The sequence below is a fragment of the Pseudomonas sp. HMSC065H01 genome, assembly GCF_001815235.1.
Classification (GTDB): domain Bacteria; phylum Pseudomonadota; class Gammaproteobacteria; order Pseudomonadales; family Pseudomonadaceae; genus Pseudomonas; species Pseudomonas aeruginosa.
Map to the genome: position 1 here is coordinate 199247 of NZ_KV819937.1, position 17368 is coordinate 216614.

Genomic DNA, 17368 nt, shown 5'->3' on the forward strand with positions numbered 1-17368 from the left:
GCGAGCCGCAGCGGAGTACAGCAGCATGACCCAGGGCAGCGACAGCAAGCCACTGATCGAACGGCGCTCGATCGACTACATCCCGGCGAACGAGCGCCACGGCCGCCTCTACAGCCAGTTCACCCTCTGGCTGGGGGCCAACCTGCAGATCACCGCCATCGTCACCGGCGCCCTCGCCGTGGTCCTCGGCGGCGACGTGTTCTGGTCGCTGGTCGGCCTGCTCATCGGCCAGCTCCTCGGCGGCGCGGTGATGGCCCTGCACGCCGCGCAGGGGCCGCGCCTGGGGCTGCCGCAGATGATTTCCAGCCGGGTGCAGTTCGGCGTCTACGGCGCCTGCATCCCGATCGCCCTGGTGTGCCTGATGTACCTGGGCTTCACCGCCACCGGCACGGTGCTTTCCGGCCAGGCCATCGGCCAGCTCACCGGGCTCAGCGACAGCGCCGGGATCTTCATCTTCGCCGCCTTCATCGTCCTGGTGACGGTGCTCGGCTATCGCGTCATCCACATCATCGGGCGGATCGCCAGCGTCCTCGGCATCATCGCCTTCGCCTACCTGTTCAGCCGCCTGATGCTGCTCAGCGACATCGGCGACCTGCTCGCCATCCGCCATTTCAGCTGGGCCTCGTTCCTCCTCGCGGTGTCGCTGGCGGCGTCCTGGCAGATCGCCTTCGGCCCCTACGTGGCCGACTATTCACGCTACCTGCCGGCGTCCACCTCGTCGTGGAAGACCTTCCTCGCCGTCGGCCTCGGCTCGGTGCTCGGCGCCCAGGCCTCGATGGTCCTCGGGGTGTTCTCCGCAGCCCTGGCCAACGGCCAGTTCGCCGGCCGCGAGGTGGCCTACATCGTCGGCCTGGGCAGCAGCGGGACCGTCGCCGCGCTGCTCTACTTCAGCATCGCCTTCGGCAAGGTGACCATTTCCACGCTGAACTCCTACGGCAGCTTCATGTGCATCGCGACCATCATCAGCAGCGTACGCGGCCAACTGGAGATCAACCGCGTGCAACGCCTGTTCTTCGTCCTCGCGATCGTCGGCGCCTCGACGCTCATCGCGCTGCTCGGCCAGCACTCGTTCCTCGCTGCGTTCAAGTCCTTCATCCTGTTCCTGCTGACCTTCTTCACCCCGTGGAGCGCGGTGAACCTGGTCGACTACTACTTCATCACCCGCGAGCGCTATGACGTGCCCGCGCTGGCCGACCCCGACGGCCGCTACGGTCGCTGGAACCTGCCGGGAATCGCCGTCTATACCCTCGGCGTGCTGGTGCAGATGCCGTTCCTGGCGACCACGCTGTACACCGGACCGATGGTCGAGCACCTCGGCGGCGTGGATATCTCCTGGATCATCGGCTTGCTGGTGCCGGCGGTCCTCTACTACCTGGTGGCGCGGCGCAAGGCCACGCGCCAGGCCCCGGCGCGAATGATCCTGCCGGCCGATCCCGGCGCCTTCGAACGTCCCGCGCACGGGGCCTGAGACGAATTTCCAGGGCGGCGCGGCCGCCTTCAATCCCATGAAACGCCGCCGGCGGACGGCGCTGCCGAGCCCGCCGAACCGAACAAGGAGCCTTCGATGAGCCTGCATCTGAAACCCGGCCAGTTGACCCTGGCCGACCTGCGCCAAGCCTACCTGGCCCCCGTGCGCCTGAGCCTGGATCCCAGCGCCGACGCGCCGATCGCCGCCAGCGTCGCCTGTGTCGAGAACATCATCGCCGAGGGCCGCACCGCCTACGGCATCAACACCGGCTTCGGCCTGCTGGCCTCGACGCGGATTTCCCCGGCCGACCTGGAGAAGCTCCAGCGTTCCATCGTCCTGTCCCATGCCGCCGGCGTCGGCGAGGCGCTGGACGACGCCATGGTGCGGCTGGTCATGCTGCTCAAGGTGAACAGCCTGGCGCGCGGGTTCTCCGGCATCCGCCGCAAGGTGATCGACGCGCTGATCGCGCTGATCAACGCCGAGGTCTATCCGCACATCCCGCTGAAAGGCTCGGTGGGTGCGTCCGGCGACCTGGCGCCGCTGGCGCACATGTCGCTGGTGCTGATCGGCGAAAGCCGGGCGCGCCATCGCGGTGAGTGGCTGCCGGCCGCCGAAGCGCTGGCGGTGGCCGGGCTGGAGCCGCTGACCCTGGCGGCGAAGGAAGGCCTGGCCCTGCTCAATGGCACCCAGGTGTCCACCGCCTACGCGCTGCGCGGGTTGTTCGAGGCCGAGGACCTGTTCGCCGCCGCCACCGTCTGCGGCGGGCTCAGCGTCGAGGCCATGCTCGGTTCGCGGGCGCCGTTCGATGCGCGCATCCACGCCGCGCGCGGCCAGCGTGGGCAGATCGACGTGGCCGCGGCCTATCGCGACCTGCTCACCGCCAGCAGCGAGGTGGCGCGTTCCCATGAGAAGTGCGACAAGGTCCAGGACCCCTATTCGCTGCGTTGCCAGCCGCAGGTGATGGGCGCCTGCCTGACCCAGATGCGCCAGGCCGCCGAGGTGCTGGAGATCGAAGCCAACGCGGTGTCCGACAACCCGCTGGTATTCGCCGCCGAGGGCGACGTGATCTCCGGCGGCAACTTCCACGCCGAACCGGTGGCGATGGCCGCCGACAACCTGGCCCTGGCGTTGGCCGAGATCGGTTCGCTGTCGGAACGGCGCATCTCGCTGATGATGGACATGCACATGTCGCAGTTGCCGCCGTTCCTGGTGGCCAACGGCGGGGTCAACTCCGGCTTCATGATCGCCCAGGTCACCGCCGCCGCGCTGGCCAGCGACAACAAGGCCCTGGCCCATCCGGCCAGCGTCGACAGCCTGCCGACCTCGGCCAACCAGGAAGACCATGTGTCGATGGCGCCGAACGCCGGCAAACGGCTCTGGGCGATGGCCGAGAACGTCCGCGGGATTCTCGCCGTGGAGTGGCTGGGCGCCTGCCAGGGCCTGGACTTCCGCGAGGGCCTGAAGAGTTCGCCGAAGCTGGAGCAGGCTCGCCGCCTGCTGCGCGACAAGGTGCCGTACTACCAGGAGGATCGCTTCTTCGCCCCTGATATCGAGGCCGCCAGCCAGTTGCTCGCCAGCGGTTGCCTGAACGCGCTGCTGCCGGCCCGGCTGTTGCCGAGTCTTTGATACCCGCCCCCGGCCGCTCGGCCGGGGCGCTCCAGCAAGAACAACAAGAGGAGAGCCGAGGGATGACGCACGACACGGGGCTTCGGCGCGGACTGAACGCCCGTCATATTCGTTTCATGGCACTGGGGTCGGCGATCGGCACCGGCCTGTTCTACGGTTCCGCATCGGCCATCCAGATGGCCGGGCCGGCGGTGCTGCTGGCCTACCTGGTCGCCGGCGCGGCGGTGTACATGGTGATGCGCGCGCTCGGCGAGATGGCAGTGCACGAGCCGGTGTCCGGCTCGTTCGGCCATTACGCCAGCAGCTATCTCGGCCCCCTGGCCGGGTTCGTCACCGGCTGGACCTACGCTTTCGAGATGATCATCGTCTGCCTCGCCGATGTCACCGCGTTCGGCATCTACATGGGGTTCTGGTTTCCCGACGTGCCGCGCTGGATCTGGGTACTGTCCATCGTGCTGTTCATCGGCGGGCTGAACCTCTGTCATGTCAAGGTCTTCGGCGAGCTGGAGTTCTGGCTGTCGCTGGTCAAGGTCGGCGCCATCGTCGCGATGATTCTCGCCGGGCTCGGCATCATGTTCTTCGGCTTCAGCCTGGGCGGCGCGGCGACGTCCGCCACCGGCGTGCACAACCTGTGGCAGCACGGCGGCTTCCTGCCCAACGGCTGGGCCGGGCTGGTCGCCTCGCTGTCGGTGGTGGTATTCGCCTTCGGCGGCATCGAGATCATCGGCATCACCGCCGGCGAGGCGCAGGACCCGCAGCGGGTGATCCCGCGGGCGATCAATGCGGTGCCGCTGCGCATCCTGCTGTTCTACGTGCTGACCCTGTTCGTGCTGATGGCGATCTTCCCCTGGCAGCAGATCGGCAGCAACGGCAGTCCCTTCGTGCAGATCTTCGACGGCCTGGGGATCGAGTCGGCCGCGGCGATCCTCAATGTCGTGGTGATCACCGCGGCGATTTCGGCGATCAACAGCGACATCTTCGGCGCCGGTCGCATGCTCTACGGCATGGCCCGCCAGGGCCAGGCGCCGGTCGGCTTCTCGCGGGTGTCGCGGCACGGCGTGCCGTGGATGACCGTGCTGCTGATGGCGGTGGCCCTGCTGCTCGGCGTGGCGCTGAACTACCTGATCCCGCAGAGCGTATTCCTGTTGATCGCTTCCATCGCCACCTTCGCCACCGTGTGGGTCTGGCTGATGATCCTCCTGGCCCAGGTCGGCATGCGCCGGCGCATGGGGCCGCGCCAGGTCGCCGCGCTGAAGTTCCCGGTGCCGCTGTGGCCATTCGCGCCGGCGGCGGCGATCGTCTTCATGCTGTTCATCTTCGTGGTGCTCGGCTATTTCCCGGACACCCGCCCGGCCCTGTGGGTCGGGGCTATCTGGATCGCCTTGCTGGTGATCGCCTACCGGCGCTGGGTCAGGCCGAAGGGCGATGCCGCGCATGGCGTGCTTCAGGCCCAGGGAGGGCTGTGACGGAACCGACGGCGGCCTGAGCCGCCGGCCAATAACAATGATCGAGGCCGTTCCCCCGGGCGCGGCCCGCAGGTTTTCCAACTGCCTTTCCCAATCGTGCATCTGGAGCGTCGAACCATGCGATACAAGAAGTCGATGTTGAGTGTTCTCTGTGCCCTCGGCCTGCTCGCCGCCGCAGCGGGCGCCCAGGCGGAAGGTTGGTGCGAGTCCGGCAAGGCGGTGAAATTCGCCGGGCTGAACTGGGAGAGCGGGACGCTGCTCACCGAACTGATGCAGTTCGTCCTGGCCAAGGGCTACGGCTGTACCACCGACAGCCTGCCGGGCAACTCGATCACCATGGAGCAGGCGCTGAGCACCAATGACATCCAGGTCTTCGCCGAGGAGTGGATCGGCCGCAGCGACGCCTGGAACAAGGCCGCCGCGGCCGGCAAGGTGGTCGGCGTCGGCGAACCCATCGTCGGCGCGGAGGAGGGCTGGTACGTGCCGCGCTACGTGATCGAGGGCGACCCGCAGCGCAAGCTCGAGGCGAAGGCGCCGAAGCTGCGCTCTATCGCCGACCTGGCGCAGTACGCCGAGGTCTTCCGCGACCCGGAAGAGCCGGGCAAGGGGCGCTTCTACAATTGCCCGGCCGGCTGGACTTGCGAGCTGGAGAACAGCGAGATGCTGAAAAGCTACGGCCTGGAAGAGACGTTCACCAATTTCCGTCCGGGCACCGGCCCGGCACTGGACGCGGCGGTGCTGTCGAGCTATCGGCGCGGCGAGCCTATCCTGTTCTACTACTGGTCGCCGACGCCGCTGATGGGCCGTGCCGACCTGGTGCGCCTGGAGGAAAGGCCCGGCGTCGACAAGCGCATCAGGATCCAGGTCGGCCTGTCGCGGACCTTCCACGACCAGGCGCCGGAGCTGGTGGCGGTGCTGGAGAAGGTCAACCTGCCGGCGGAGCTGCTGAACAGCGACCTGGCGCGGATGGCCAAGGACAGGATCGATGCAGCGCGCCTGGCGCGCGAATTCCTCAAGGAGCACCCCGAGATCTGGCACGCCTGGGTCGACGAGGACGCGGCGAAGAAGATCGAAGCGGCACTCTGAACCCACGACCGACGAGAGCAGACCATGTTTCCCGAACGCCTGACATTTTCCATCGCCGACTGGGTCAACGCTTGGGTCGACGCCCTGGTGACCAACTACGGCGACCTGTTCCGCAAGATCTCCGACACCCTGCTGTGGGCCATCGTCAACCTCGAAGGGCTACTCCGCGCCACGCCCTGGTGGCTGTTGCTGGCGATCGTCGCGGCGATCGCCTGGCACGCCACCCGGCGCCTGCTGCCGACCCTGGTGATCACCGGCCTGCTGTTCCTGGTCGGCGCCGTCGGCCTCTGGGACAAGCTGATGCAGACCCTCGCGCTGATGCTGGTGGCGACCTTCATCTCGGTGCTGATCGGCATCCCCCTGGGCATCCTCGCCGCGCGCAGCAACCGCCTGCGCGCGGTGCTGATGCCGCTGCTGGACATCATGCAGACCATGCCCAGCTTCGTGTACCTGATCCCGGTGCTGATGTTGTTCGGCCTGGGCAAGGTGCCGGCGATCTTCGCCACCGTGATCTATGCCGCGCCGCCGCTGATCCGCCTCACCGACCTGGGCATCCGCCAGGTCGACAGCGAGGTGATGGAGGCGGTCAACGCCTTCGGCGCCAACCGCTGGCAGCAACTGTTCGGCGTGCAGTTGCCGCTGGCCCTGCCGAGCATCATGGCGGGGATCAACCAGACCACCATGATGGCCCTGTCGATGGTGGTGATCGCTTCGATGATCGGCGCCCGCGGCCTCGGCGAAGACGTACTGGTGGGCATCCAGACGCTGAACGTGGGCAAGGGCCTGGAAGCCGGCCTGGCGATCGTCATCCTCGCGGTGGTGATCGACCGCATCACCCAGGCCTATGGCCGTTCCCGGCACGAGACGAGCAAATGAGCGGTGCGCAGATGAACAAGATCGAAGTGAAGAACGTGTTCAAGATCTTCGGCCCGCGCGCCGATGCCGCGCTGGCGCTGATCCGCCAGGGACGCAGCAAGGCCGAAGTGCTGGCGCAGACCGGCTGCGTGGTCGGCGTCAACGACCTGTCGCTGTCCATCGGCGCTGGCGAGATCTTCGTGATCATGGGCCTGTCGGGTTCCGGCAAGTCGACCCTGGTGCGCCACTTCAACCGCCTGATCGACCCCACCAGCGGCGAGATCCTGGTGGATGGCGAGGACATCCTGCGCTACGACATGGAAGCCCTCCGGCAATTCCGCCGGCGCAAGATCAGCATGGTGTTCCAGAGTTTCGGCCTGCTGCCGCACAAGAGCGTGCTCGACAATGTCGCCTACGGCCTGAAGGTTCGCGGCGAAAGCCGGGCGCAGTGCCAAGAGCGGGCCCTGCACTGGATCGCCACGGTGGGCCTGAAGGGCTACGAGAAGTCCTATCCGCACCAGCTTTCCGGCGGCATGCGCCAGCGCGTTGGCCTGGCCCGCGCGCTGGCCGCCGACACCGAGATCATTCTCATGGACGAGGCCTTCAGCGCCCTCGACCCGTTGATCCGCGCGGACATGCAGGACCAGTTGCTGGAACTGCAGAAAACCCTGCACAAGACCATCGTCTTCATCACCCATGACCTCGACGAGGCGGTACGCATCGGCAACCGCATCGCGATCCTCAAGGACGGCCAACTGATCCAGGTCGGCACACCACGGGAAATCCTCCACCAGCCGGCCGACGACTACGTCGACCGCTTCGTCCAGCGGCGGGTGGCGAACCTATGAGCGACCTACCGAGCGTCGTGTTCGGCGACGGTCCGCTGCGTTGGCAGGAACTGGTCGCGGTGGCCCGGCACGGTGCGCGCCTGGAACTGTCGGCGGCGGCCTGGGCACGGATCGACAACGCCCGCGCCATCGTCTGCCGTATCGTCGCCAACGGCGAGCGTGCCTACGGCATCAGTACCGGCCTCGGCGCGCTGTGCGACGTCCTGCTGGAAGGCGAGCAGCTCGCCGAGCTGTCGCGCAACACCTTGCTCAGCCATGCCTGCGGGGTCGGCGAGCCGCTGCGCGACGAACAGACCCGGGCGATCATCTGTGCCGCCGTCGCCAACTACAGCCAGGGCAAGTCCGGGCTCGACCGTTCGCTGGTGGAAGGGCTGCTGGCGCTGCTCAACCACGGCATTACCCCGCAGGTGCCGGCCCAGGGCTCGGTGGGCTACCTGGCCCACATGGCGCACGTCGGCATCGCCCTGCTCGGCATCGGCGAGGTCAGCTACCGCGGCAGCGTCGTGCCGGCCGCCGCCGCGTTGGCGGCGGAAGGCCTGGCGACGGTGCGCCTGGGAGCCAAGGACGGGCTCTGCCTGGTCAACGGCACGCCGTGCATGACCGGCCTCGCCTGCCTGGCCCTGGACGACGCGCAGCGCCTGGCGCAGTGGGCCGACGTGATCGGGGCGATGAGCTTCGAGGCCCTGCGCGGCCAACTGGCGGCGTTCGACGCCGAGATCGTTGCGCTCAAGCCGCATCCCGGGATGCAGCGGGTCGCCGCCAATCTGCGAGCCTTGCTGGCTGGCAGCCAGGTACTGGAGAACGCCCGCGGCATCCGCACCCAGGATGCCCTGAGCATCCGCTCGATACCGCAGATCCATGGCGCCTGCCGTGACCAGTTGGCCCACGCGGCGCGGCAGATAGAGACCGAACTCAACTCGGCCACCGACAACCCGCTGCTGCTGGGTACGCCGGAAGCCTACCGGGTGGTATCCCAGGCCAATCCCCACGGCGAATCGGTGGCGATGGCCGCCGACCTGCTGGCGATCGCCGTGGCCGAGCTGGGCGGGGTCGCCGAGCGGCGCCTGGATCGCCTGGTCAACCCGCTGGTCAGCGGCCTGCCGGCGTTCCTGGTGGGCAAGCCGGGAGTCAACTCGGGGATGATGATCACCCAGTACGTCGCCGCCTCCCTGGCTGGCGAGAACCGCCAGCTGGCGCAGCCGGCGGTGGTCGACAACTTCGTCACCTCGGCGCTCCAGGAGGACCACCTGAGCCTCGGCACCAGTGCCGCGCTCAAGCTTGGCAGGGCCCTGGAGAACCTCCGGCGGATCCTCGCCATCGAGTACCTGCTGGCCGCCCAGGCCTTCGAATTCCTCGCCCCGCAACGCTTCGGCCAGGGCACCGCGGCGGCCTGGGGCATCCTGCGCGAGCGCGTGCCCGCGTACGACACCGACCGCTGGCTGGCTCCCGACATCGCCAGCGCGGCGGCCATCCTCGGCGAGCGGAAGAGTCTCGCCAGGCTGGCCGCGAGCATAGGAGACCTGCAATGAAACGACTCTGGCAGCATTGCCATGCCGCCACCCTCAAGGGCGGCAAGTACTCGATCGTCGAGGACGCCGCCCTGGTCACCGACGGTCCGCTGATCCACTGGATCGGCCCGCGCGCCGAACTGCCGCCCGGCGACTACGCCGAACGCATCGACCTCGGTGGCGCCTGGCTGACCCCGGGGTTGATCGACTGCCACACCCACGCGGTGTTCGGCGGCAACCGCAGCGGCGAATTCGAGCAGCGCCTGGAGGGCGTCAGCTACGCCGAGATCGCCGCCGCCGGCGGCGGTATCGCCAGCACCGTACGCGCCACCCGCGAGGCCAGCGAGGAAGAATTGCTGGCCAGCGCGCGCAAGCGCCTGGAGCCCTTGCTGCGCGACGGCGTGACGGCGCTGGAGATCAAGTCCGGCTACGGCCTCGACCTGGCCAGCGAACGCAAGATGCTGCGGGTCATCCGCCGCCTCGGCGAACGCCTGCCGGCGACCGTGCGCAGCACCTGCCTGGCTGCCCATGCGCTACCGCCGGAATACGCCGGGCGCGCCGACGACTACATCGAGCATATCTGCTCGACGATGCTCCCCGCGCTGGCCGGGGAGGGACTGGTGGACGCGGTGGACGCCTTCTGCGAGCACCTGGCGTTTTCCCCGGCGCAGGTCGAGCGGGTATTCATCGCCGCCCGCGAGCTGGGCCTGCCGGTGAAGCTGCACGCCGAGCAGCTATCCTCGCTGCACGGTTCCAGCCTGGCGGCGCGCTACCGGGCTTTGTCGGCCGACCACCTGGAGTACATGACCGAGGACGACGCCCGCGCCATGGGCGAGGCGGGCACCGTCGCGGTGCTGCTGCCGGGCGCCTTCTACCTGCTGCGCGAGACCCAGCTGCCGCCGATCGATGCCCTGCGCCGGCACGGCGTGGCCATGGCCATTGCCAGCGATCTCAATCCCGGCACCTCGCCGGCGCTGTCGTTGCGCCTGATGCTGAACATGGCCTGTACCCTGTTCCGCCTGACCCCGGAGGAGACGCTGGCCGGTGTCACCCTGCACGCCGCCCGGGCGCTGGGGCTGGAAGCCAGCCACGGCAGCCTGGAGGTCGGCAAGCTGGCCGACTTCGTCGCCTGGGACATCGAGCGTCCGGCGGAGCTGGCCTACTGGCTGGGTGGCGATCTGCCGAAACGCGTCATTCGCCACGCCGAGGAGGTATACCGTGGATGAAGTCCTGAGTTTCAAGCGCGGCCGCGTGCCGCTACTGATCAGCATGCCGCACCCCGGCACGCGCCTGACCCCGGCGGTGGACGCCGGCCTGGTGGAGGAGGCGCGGGCGCTGACCGATACCGACTGGCACATTCCCCGGCTCTACGATTTCGCCGAGGAACTGGGCGCCAGCACCCTGGCTGCCCACTATTCGCGCTATGTGGTCGATCTCAACCGCCCTTCCGACGACAAGCCGCTGTACAGCACCGCCACTACCGGCCTGTATCCGGACACCCTGTTCGACGGCCGGCCGCTCTACCGCGAAGGCATGGCGCCGTCCGCCGAGGAACGCATGCGCTACCTGGCCGAAGTGTGGACGCCTTACCACCGGACCATCGCCGAGGAACTGGCGCGGCTGAAGGCCGAGTTCGGCTACGCGCTGCTCTGGGACGCCCACTCGATCCGTTCCCACGTGCCGCACCTGTTCGACGGCCGACTGCCCGACTTCAATCTCGGCACCAACGCCGGCGCCAGTTGCGATCCAGCGCTGGCGGCCCGCCTGGAGGCGGTCTGCGCTGCCGCCGAAGGCTACAGCCATGTGCTCAACGGGCGCTTCAAGGGCGGCCACATCACCCGCCACTACGGCCAGCCGGAGCAGCACGTCCATGCCGTCCAGCTGGAGCTGGCGCAGTGCACCTACATGGACGAGCAGGCCCCGTTCGCTTACCGCGCGGACCTCGCCGAAGCGACCCGCGCAGTCATCCGCGAACTGCTGGAAAGCCTCCTCGCCTGGGGTCGCGAGCGCTACGCCTGAGGTGCTCGGAGGCGGCGGACGCCTGGCCCGTCCTGGCGGACGTGAATGCCGCGGATGGGGTGGGGCGTCCGCGTCGGCATTCTGGAAATTTTCTGTTACAAATTTATTGAGGTCAGCGTTGATGCGACCGGGAGGCCGAGTGCGCAAAGAGTTGCACAACTGTTCTCCTCTATCCTCTCGGCCAGCATTTCCATCGCGCGGGCTCAGGCGCGTCGCGCCCGGAACCGAATACGCCAGGAACGCACGGCTGCGTTTCCAAGAGGACAGTGAATGTTCGCCCCCGCCAACCAGACGCACTTCAGCCTTCGCATCGAAAACCTCCGGCACGACTTCCAGGTACTCGCCTTCCGCGGTCGCGAAGCCATCAGCCAGCCCTTTCGCTTCGACCTGGAGCTGGTCAGCGAGCGATCCGATCTGGACCTCGACGCGCTGCTGCACCAGCCGGCCTTCCTGATCCTCTCGCCGAGCGGGCAAGGGGTCCACGGACAGCTCACCAGCATCGCCCAGGGGGACTCCGGCAAGCGCCTGACCGGCTATCGCGCGACCCTGGAGCCGCGCCTGGCCTACCTGGGGCTGTGCAGCGACCAACGCATCTTCCAGCGCCTCAGCGTGCCGGAAATCATCGGTCGGGTGCTGGAGGGCCACGGCATTCTCGCCGACGCCTACCGCTTCCAGCTGGGTCCGACGCCGTACCCGGCCCGCGAATACTGCACGCAGTACGACGAAACCGACCTGGCGTTCCTCAGCAGGCTCTGCGAGGAGGAGGGCATCCATTACCACCATGAGTTTTCTGCCCAGGGCCATGTGCTGGTCTTCGGCGACGACCAGACCTCCTTTCCGCGGCTGCAACGCCCCGTCGCCTACGTGCAGGACGCCGGGCTGGTCGCCGACCAGCCGGTGGTCAAGCGCTTCGGCGTGCGCTTCGACACCCGTGCCAGCCGGGTTACCCGGCGCGACTACGACTTCGAGCAACCCGCGTTGCAGATGCAGGCCGCCCATGGCCCGCAGCTCGTGGCGCAGCAACCGGACCTGGAGGACTACGACTATCCCGGCCGCTTCACCCACCGCGAGCGCGGCAAGCACCTGAGCCGGCGCGCGCTGGAACGGCATCGCGCCGACTACCTACAGGCCAGGGGCGAAAGCGACGAACCGGCGCTGCTCAGCGGACACTTCCTGACGCTGTCCGCGCATCCCCGCGGCGAATGGAACGATCTCTGGCTGCTTACCGAGGTTCTCCACGAAGGGCGGCAGCCGCAGGTACTGGAAGAGTCGATCGACAGCGACGTCGCGCAGGGCCGGGGCGATTTCCGCCAGGGCTATCGCAACCATTTCGTCGCCACTCCCTGGAGCGCGCATTTCCGCCCCCCGCTGGAGCATCCCAGGCCACGCGTGCTGGGCTGCCAGACAGCGGTCGTGACCGGCCCCGCCGGCGAGACCATCCACTGCGACCAATACGGCCGGGTCAAGGTGCAGTTCTTCTGGGATCGCCTCGGCCAGGCCGACGACAACACCAGTTGCTGGTTGCGCGTCGCCTCCAACTGGGCGGGCAAGCGCTATGGCGGCGTCGCCATCCCGCGGGTGGGCATGGAAGTCCTGGTGGGTTTCCTGGAGGGCGATCCGGATCAGCCGCTGGTCACCGGCTGCCTCTACCACAGCGAAAACCGGGTGCCCTACGAGCTGCCGCAGAACAAGACCCGCAGCGTTTTCAAGACCGACAGCTACCCCGGCGGCGGCGGTTTCAACGAACTGCGCATCGAGGACCGCAAGGGCCAGGAACAGATCTTCGTCCACGCCCAGCGCGACTGGGACGAGAACATCGAGCACGACCAGAAGATCCGCGTCGGCCACGAGCGCCACGACACGGTCGAGGGTGATAGCTACAGCGAGTTCAGGGCCGAGGAACAGCGCACGGTCCATGCCGACCGCAAGGTCGAACTGAAGGCGGCCGACCACCTCAGCGTCGCCGACGCGTTGCACCTGAGGATCGGCACCGGCCAGTTCGTCGAGGCGGGCGACGAGATCCATTTCAAGGCCGGCGACAAGGTAGTGATCGAGGCAGGCATGGAGCTGACCCTAAAGGGCGGTGGCAGCTTCGCCAGGCTCGACCCGGGCGGTGTCACCCTCGACGGCGCCCAGGTGATGATCAACAGCGGCGGCAGCCCCGGCATCGGTAGCGGCGTTCGCGCGCTGTCGCCGCTGCAACCGCTCGCGGCCGACGCCGCGGCGGCGGGAGGCGCCTTGTTGGGAGCCATCGCCCAGAAGATCGGCGAAGCGCCGCAGAAACTCCTACGTTTCGAACTCAGTCCGTTGCCCGGCGTGGCATCGGCGGCCAGGCAACCGTATCGGCTCTACGCCAACGGTGCCCTCAAGGAGGAGGGCATCGCCGACGAAGGCGGCGCAATCAGCTTCGAACCGCTTCCGGGCGAACGCACCTATCGTATCGAGACGGCCAATGGCCACGCCTACGAAGTGAAGATGGTCGACCGGCCGGACGCACTGCAGGTCGACGACCGGCTCGCCCAACAGGGGTTCCGCGACTACCGGGCGGAAATGCCCCAGCACAAGCCGCGTTCCGCCCCGGACGCCTACCGGCGCGACGCCTCGCGGCCCGGCGCCGCCGACAAGGATGAGCCCACGCCATGAGCGACCTGTACAAACCGCAGACCCTCAAGCTATACGCGCAACAGGCCGGCAGCGTCCGGCTGACCCTCGACTGGTTCGCCAACAAGGCTTTCTACCCGCCGCGCGCGGGTGTGCACATCAAGCCGCTGATCAATGGCCAGGCGGCCTTCGACGCGGTGCATGCGGCGATGGAAGCGGCCCGGCACAGCATCGACATCATCACCTGGGGCTTCGACCCGGCCATGCGCTTCAAACGCCCCGACGGACCGCGAATCGGCGAATTGCTGCAGACGAAGGGCCGCGAAGGAGTGCAGGCGCGAGTGCTGGTCTGGAGCAACCAACTCGCCAGGCTCAAGGAAAACACCATCCCCGGGGCCGGCGTCGGCGGTTCCGGCGGCACCTGGGCGGGCTCGGGCGTCGCCAGCGGCAGCGCGGTGGACAACGAGGTGCTGCGACTGGAGCAGCGGCGCCAGCATAACCTCAACCTCATCGCGCGGCAGCAGGAAGCCCTGGAGCGCTCGGAACGGCTGCACCGCGAAGGCAGGCTGCCGAGCTTCGACCCGCGGGGCGCCGCCCACGCGCGGGCGCGCATCGCCGAGCTGGAGGCGGAGAACGCCGAGATCCAGCGCACTCTCGACAGCAGCGAGGCCCAGGGCTACGGCGGCAAGCGCGGTTCCGGCGGCACCCGCCAGGATCCCTGGGGGCAGATATTCACCCGCGACTGGTTCAAGGCGGTACGCGGCGGTGGGTTGCAGAACGTCGAGTTCCGTACCCGCGACTTCGAGCAGACGGCCAGACCGGTGATGAACGGCGAGCAAGTGCGCCTCGTCAATGGGCGACTGCAAAGCCTGATCCACCTGCTGCGCGCCGATGGCATCGACGACCTGGGCATCGGCCAGTTGCTGGTACTCACCCAGTTCGCCAGCCATCACCAGAAGATGGTCCTGGTCGACTATGGCAGCCCGCAGGCCATCGGCTTCGTCATGGGTCACAACATGCACCGCAACTACTGGGACACCAGCGCCCACCTGTTCGACGACCGCGCCGCCGGTCGCGATCCCGGGTTCGGGCCCTGGCAGGATATCTCCATGCAGGTCCAGGGCCCGGTGCTGGCCGACCTCAGCCGCAACTTCAGCGAGGCCTGGGACCTCGAGACGCCGTGGTACAAGCGCTGGTTCTCGACGCCATCGCTGACCGCCGAGCGCGACGCCTTGCCGCTGCCGAAGATCGCCACGCCCGCCAGCAACAGCGTCGCGCAGATTTGCCGGACCCAGCCGCAGGACGACGAGCGCTCGATCCTGGAGCACTATCTCAAGGCCCTGGGCAATGCCACCGACTACGTCTACATGGAAAACCAGTACTTCCGTTATGCCGGCTTCGCCGAGCGCCTGCGGAAGACTGCGCAGGTGCGCAAGGCCCGGGGCGTGCCCGGCGACCTGTACCTGTTCGTCGTGACCAACACCCCCGACTCCAGCGACGCCTCTAAGACCACCTACGACATGATGAAAGGCCTGGGCCAGGAGCAACTGATGCCGCAGGTACAGCGCGACCTGGCGCATGACTTGCGGGAAAAGCGGGAGCAGTTGAAGCAGGTCAGGGAAAACCTACATCCCGATCCCTATGTCCGGCGCGGCCAGGAAAACAACATCGAACGGCTGGAGCGCAAGATCGAGGCGCTCGAAGAGAAAGGCGTGACGCCGGAAGTCGAGCAACGCCTCGGCGATCTCGGCGCGCAGGAGATTCCCGGACTGGCGAAGAACACCGGCGAGGACGACAAGCCCTATCAACTCGCCGAAGTACCCGGCCTCAAGGTGGTCGTCGCCACCCTGGCCACCAGCGACCCTGCCCCCGGCAGCCCGCCGCCAGCGCGCCTGTCCGCCGAAGCCGAGGCCGCCCTCGGGGCACCGCCGCTGAAGGCGCGCTACAAGCACATCTACGTGCACTCCAAGCTGCTGCTGGTGGACGACCTCTATACCCTGCTCAGCTCGGCCAATATCAATGTCCGCAGCATGCATAGCGACAGCGAGTTGGGGATTGCCCAGCCCAATCCGGATTTGGCGAGGGCGATGCGGGAGGAGTTGTGGGGACTACATGCGTATGAAGTGGCTGCAACAACCAAGGACAACTTTGAACTTTGGAATCAAACAATGGACAAGAACTGGAAACAGCAGCGAAACGATGAACCTCTCACTAGCCATCTATTACGGTTCTGGGATGTCATAACACCTTATAGCCCGAGCTTTACGGTGGATTAAGGGATGCGTTTTTTTTCTTGGCTGATTGTATTCCTGATGATCTTCGGAGCTCCCTCTATGGCTGAGACCAAGCCCTTTGTCTGTGTCAATGAAAAAGACCATCTTCCCCCGCTGGATCCGCAGGCTGACGCATGGTATAGCGAGGCGGTAAGCCTAGCCAAGCCTGACGCTCTGCGGCCGTGGGAGCGCATTGTCGATTTGTACAGCAAAGCAATGGAGCGTGGCCATTGGAAGGCGATGCATAACCTGGCAAATCTCTATCGAACGGGGTGGCCTGGTGGAGTAGAGAAGGATACACAGAAAGCTCTGGATATTTACCAGAAGATGATCGACCTAGGAGTACCCCAAGGTTTCTATGACATGGGGGCAATGATTGGTAATCGTGCCGGTGTTAAGAACCCTGCTACCGATGGTCTGACCTTCTTGGATAAAGCCGCTAGTTTGGGGAACCCGCCAGCACTGACCGAGTTGGGTAAACTCTATATTTATGTGGCCAAGGAAAAGGAATTGGGGCTGGCGTATACCAGTTGTGCTTCCAGTCAAGGTTATGCTCCGGCGAGCTATGAGCTTGGAAGCTACTATGAGTTGGTTGAGCATAATTATCCAAAGGCACTTAGATACTATCAAGTCTCCGTCTCTCAAGGCGGCAGGAGTGCCGCCTTTTTTCTCTCGCGCGTCTTCGGAAAGAGGACGCCTCCTTCAAGTGCAATGTGGTATACGCCGGATGAAAAGCTTGAGAAATTCTACTACTCCCTCTATCTGCAAATTGATGCCGACCCCGATCTTCGTTTTCCCAGTTTGGTAAAAGATAACCCCTTGCCACCCCACCCCGTCCAGGGCTACGACGCAGCTCGACCCGACTGGAAGCCGGGTCAGTGATTCGGCTAATGGCTATTGGAATATGGGCTGTACTTTGTCTCGCAGCAGTTCCCGCTATGGCTGACAGCAAGCCTTTTGTCTGCGTTAACGAAAAGGACCATCTACCCCCTCTGGACCCGCAGGCCGATGCTTGGTATCGCGAAGCGGCGACCCTGGCCAAGCCCGATACCTTGCGTCCGTGGCCTCGTATCGTCGATCTATACAGTAAGGCAGTTGAGCGTGGTCACTGGAAGGCTATGCATAACTTGGCGAGCCTCTATCGTACCGGTTGGCCAGGCGGTGTGGAGAAGGATACTCAGAAAGCTCTAGATCTCTACCAGAAGATGATCGATTTGAAGGTTCCTCAAGGTTTCTACGATATGGCGGCAATGATCGGAAATCGTGCTGGCGTCAAGAATCCTGCGACTGATGGACTTACCTTTCTCGATAAGGCTGCAAGCTTGGGTAATCCACCAGCATTAACTGAGTTAGGAAGGCTATATATATATGTTGCTGGTCAGGATGAGTTGGGGCTGAAATATACGAACTGTGCTGCAGGCCAGGGCTATGCTCCTGCCAATTACGAGCTGGCGATGTACTATCGTTTGGTGGCACATAACTACCCAAAGGCGGCAGGCTATTACCTTCTTGCTGCAAGCCAAGGAAATGATGATGCTGCCTTCTTCATGTCCGGAGTTTTTGATAAGACTAGTCCCGATGTTGACAGAATGTGGTACGCCCCCGATGAGAAGCTGCA

At 66.1% G+C, this 17368-nt stretch carries 13 protein-coding genes; all 13 read left to right on the forward strand.

The genetic code is table 11. The annotated features are described in order from the left end of the window. Positions 1 to 25: 25 nt before the first annotated feature. Positions 26 to 1468, forward strand: coding sequence for a purine-cytosine permease family protein (locus HMPREF3014_RS30490; protein WP_003118001.1), 1443 nt, complete (start codon positions 26 to 28; stop codon positions 1466 to 1468). A 96-nt stretch (positions 1469 to 1564) separates the two neighbouring features. After that, a complete protein-coding gene (gene hutH, locus HMPREF3014_RS30495) occupies positions 1565 to 3094 on the forward strand; it encodes a histidine ammonia-lyase (RefSeq protein ID WP_003114461.1) in 1530 nt (509 codons plus the stop codon). A 62-nt stretch (positions 3095 to 3156) separates the two neighbouring features. Beyond that, on the forward strand, positions 3157 to 4560 hold the full coding sequence (locus tag HMPREF3014_RS30500; RefSeq protein ID WP_003114460.1) for an amino acid permease: 1404 nt from the start codon (positions 3157 to 3159) through the stop codon (positions 4558 to 4560). Between the two features lie 117 nt (positions 4561 to 4677). Further along, a complete protein-coding gene (locus tag HMPREF3014_RS30505) occupies positions 4678 to 5646 on the forward strand; it encodes an ABC transporter substrate-binding protein (protein ID WP_023087882.1) in 969 nt (322 codons plus the stop codon). Positions 5647 to 5670: 24 nt separating this feature from the next. Further along, positions 5671 to 6522: an ABC transporter permease gene (locus HMPREF3014_RS30510; RefSeq protein WP_003095946.1), complete on the forward strand. Its 852-nt coding sequence runs from the start codon at positions 5671 to 5673 to the stop codon at positions 6520 to 6522. Then, positions 6519 to 7349: a quaternary amine ABC transporter ATP-binding protein gene (locus tag HMPREF3014_RS30515; protein ID WP_016264079.1), complete on the forward strand. Its 831-nt coding sequence runs from the start codon at positions 6519 to 6521 to the stop codon at positions 7347 to 7349. Before HMPREF3014_RS30510 ends, HMPREF3014_RS30515 begins: the two co-directional genes overlap by 4 nt. Beyond that, complete coding sequence (gene hutH / locus HMPREF3014_RS30520) at positions 7346 to 8878, forward strand: HAL/PAL/TAL family ammonia-lyase (protein ID WP_023087881.1); 1533 nt, start codon at positions 7346 to 7348, stop codon at positions 8876 to 8878. Before HMPREF3014_RS30515 ends, hutH (HMPREF3014_RS30520) begins: the two co-directional genes overlap by 4 nt. Beyond that, on the forward strand, positions 8875 to 10083 hold the full coding sequence (gene hutI / locus HMPREF3014_RS30525; protein WP_003114456.1) for an imidazolonepropionase: 1209 nt from the start codon (positions 8875 to 8877) through the stop codon (positions 10081 to 10083). The genes hutH (HMPREF3014_RS30520) and hutI overlap by 4 nt, the downstream gene beginning before the upstream one ends. Next, positions 10076 to 10876 carry an N-formylglutamate deformylase gene (hutG, locus tag HMPREF3014_RS30530; RefSeq protein ID WP_003095940.1) on the forward strand — a complete coding sequence of 267 codons (801 nt, stop codon included), beginning with the start codon at positions 10076 to 10078 and terminating at the stop codon, positions 10874 to 10876. Before hutI ends, hutG begins: the two co-directional genes overlap by 8 nt. 270 nt (positions 10877 to 11146) lie before the next feature. Further along, on the forward strand, positions 11147 to 13519 hold the full coding sequence (locus HMPREF3014_RS30535; RefSeq protein ID WP_023087880.1) for a type VI secretion system Vgr family protein: 2373 nt from the start codon (positions 11147 to 11149) through the stop codon (positions 13517 to 13519). After that, positions 13516 to 15753 (forward strand): type VI secrection system-dependent phospholipase D effector PldB, encoded by a 2238-nt coding sequence (gene pldB, locus HMPREF3014_RS30540; protein ID WP_009877208.1) that lies wholly within the window; start codon positions 13516 to 13518, stop codon positions 15751 to 15753. Before HMPREF3014_RS30535 ends, pldB begins: the two co-directional genes overlap by 4 nt. 3 nt (positions 15754 to 15756) lie before the next feature. Continuing rightward, on the forward strand, positions 15757 to 16632 hold the full coding sequence (locus HMPREF3014_RS30545) for a tetratricopeptide repeat protein (protein WP_025982370.1): 876 nt from the start codon (positions 15757 to 15759) through the stop codon (positions 16630 to 16632). 8 nt (positions 16633 to 16640) lie between these two features. Continuing rightward, positions 16641 to 17368, forward strand: a 728-nt coding sequence (locus tag HMPREF3014_RS30550) for a tetratricopeptide repeat protein (protein WP_134539195.1), incomplete at its 3' end; no start/stop codon positions are given.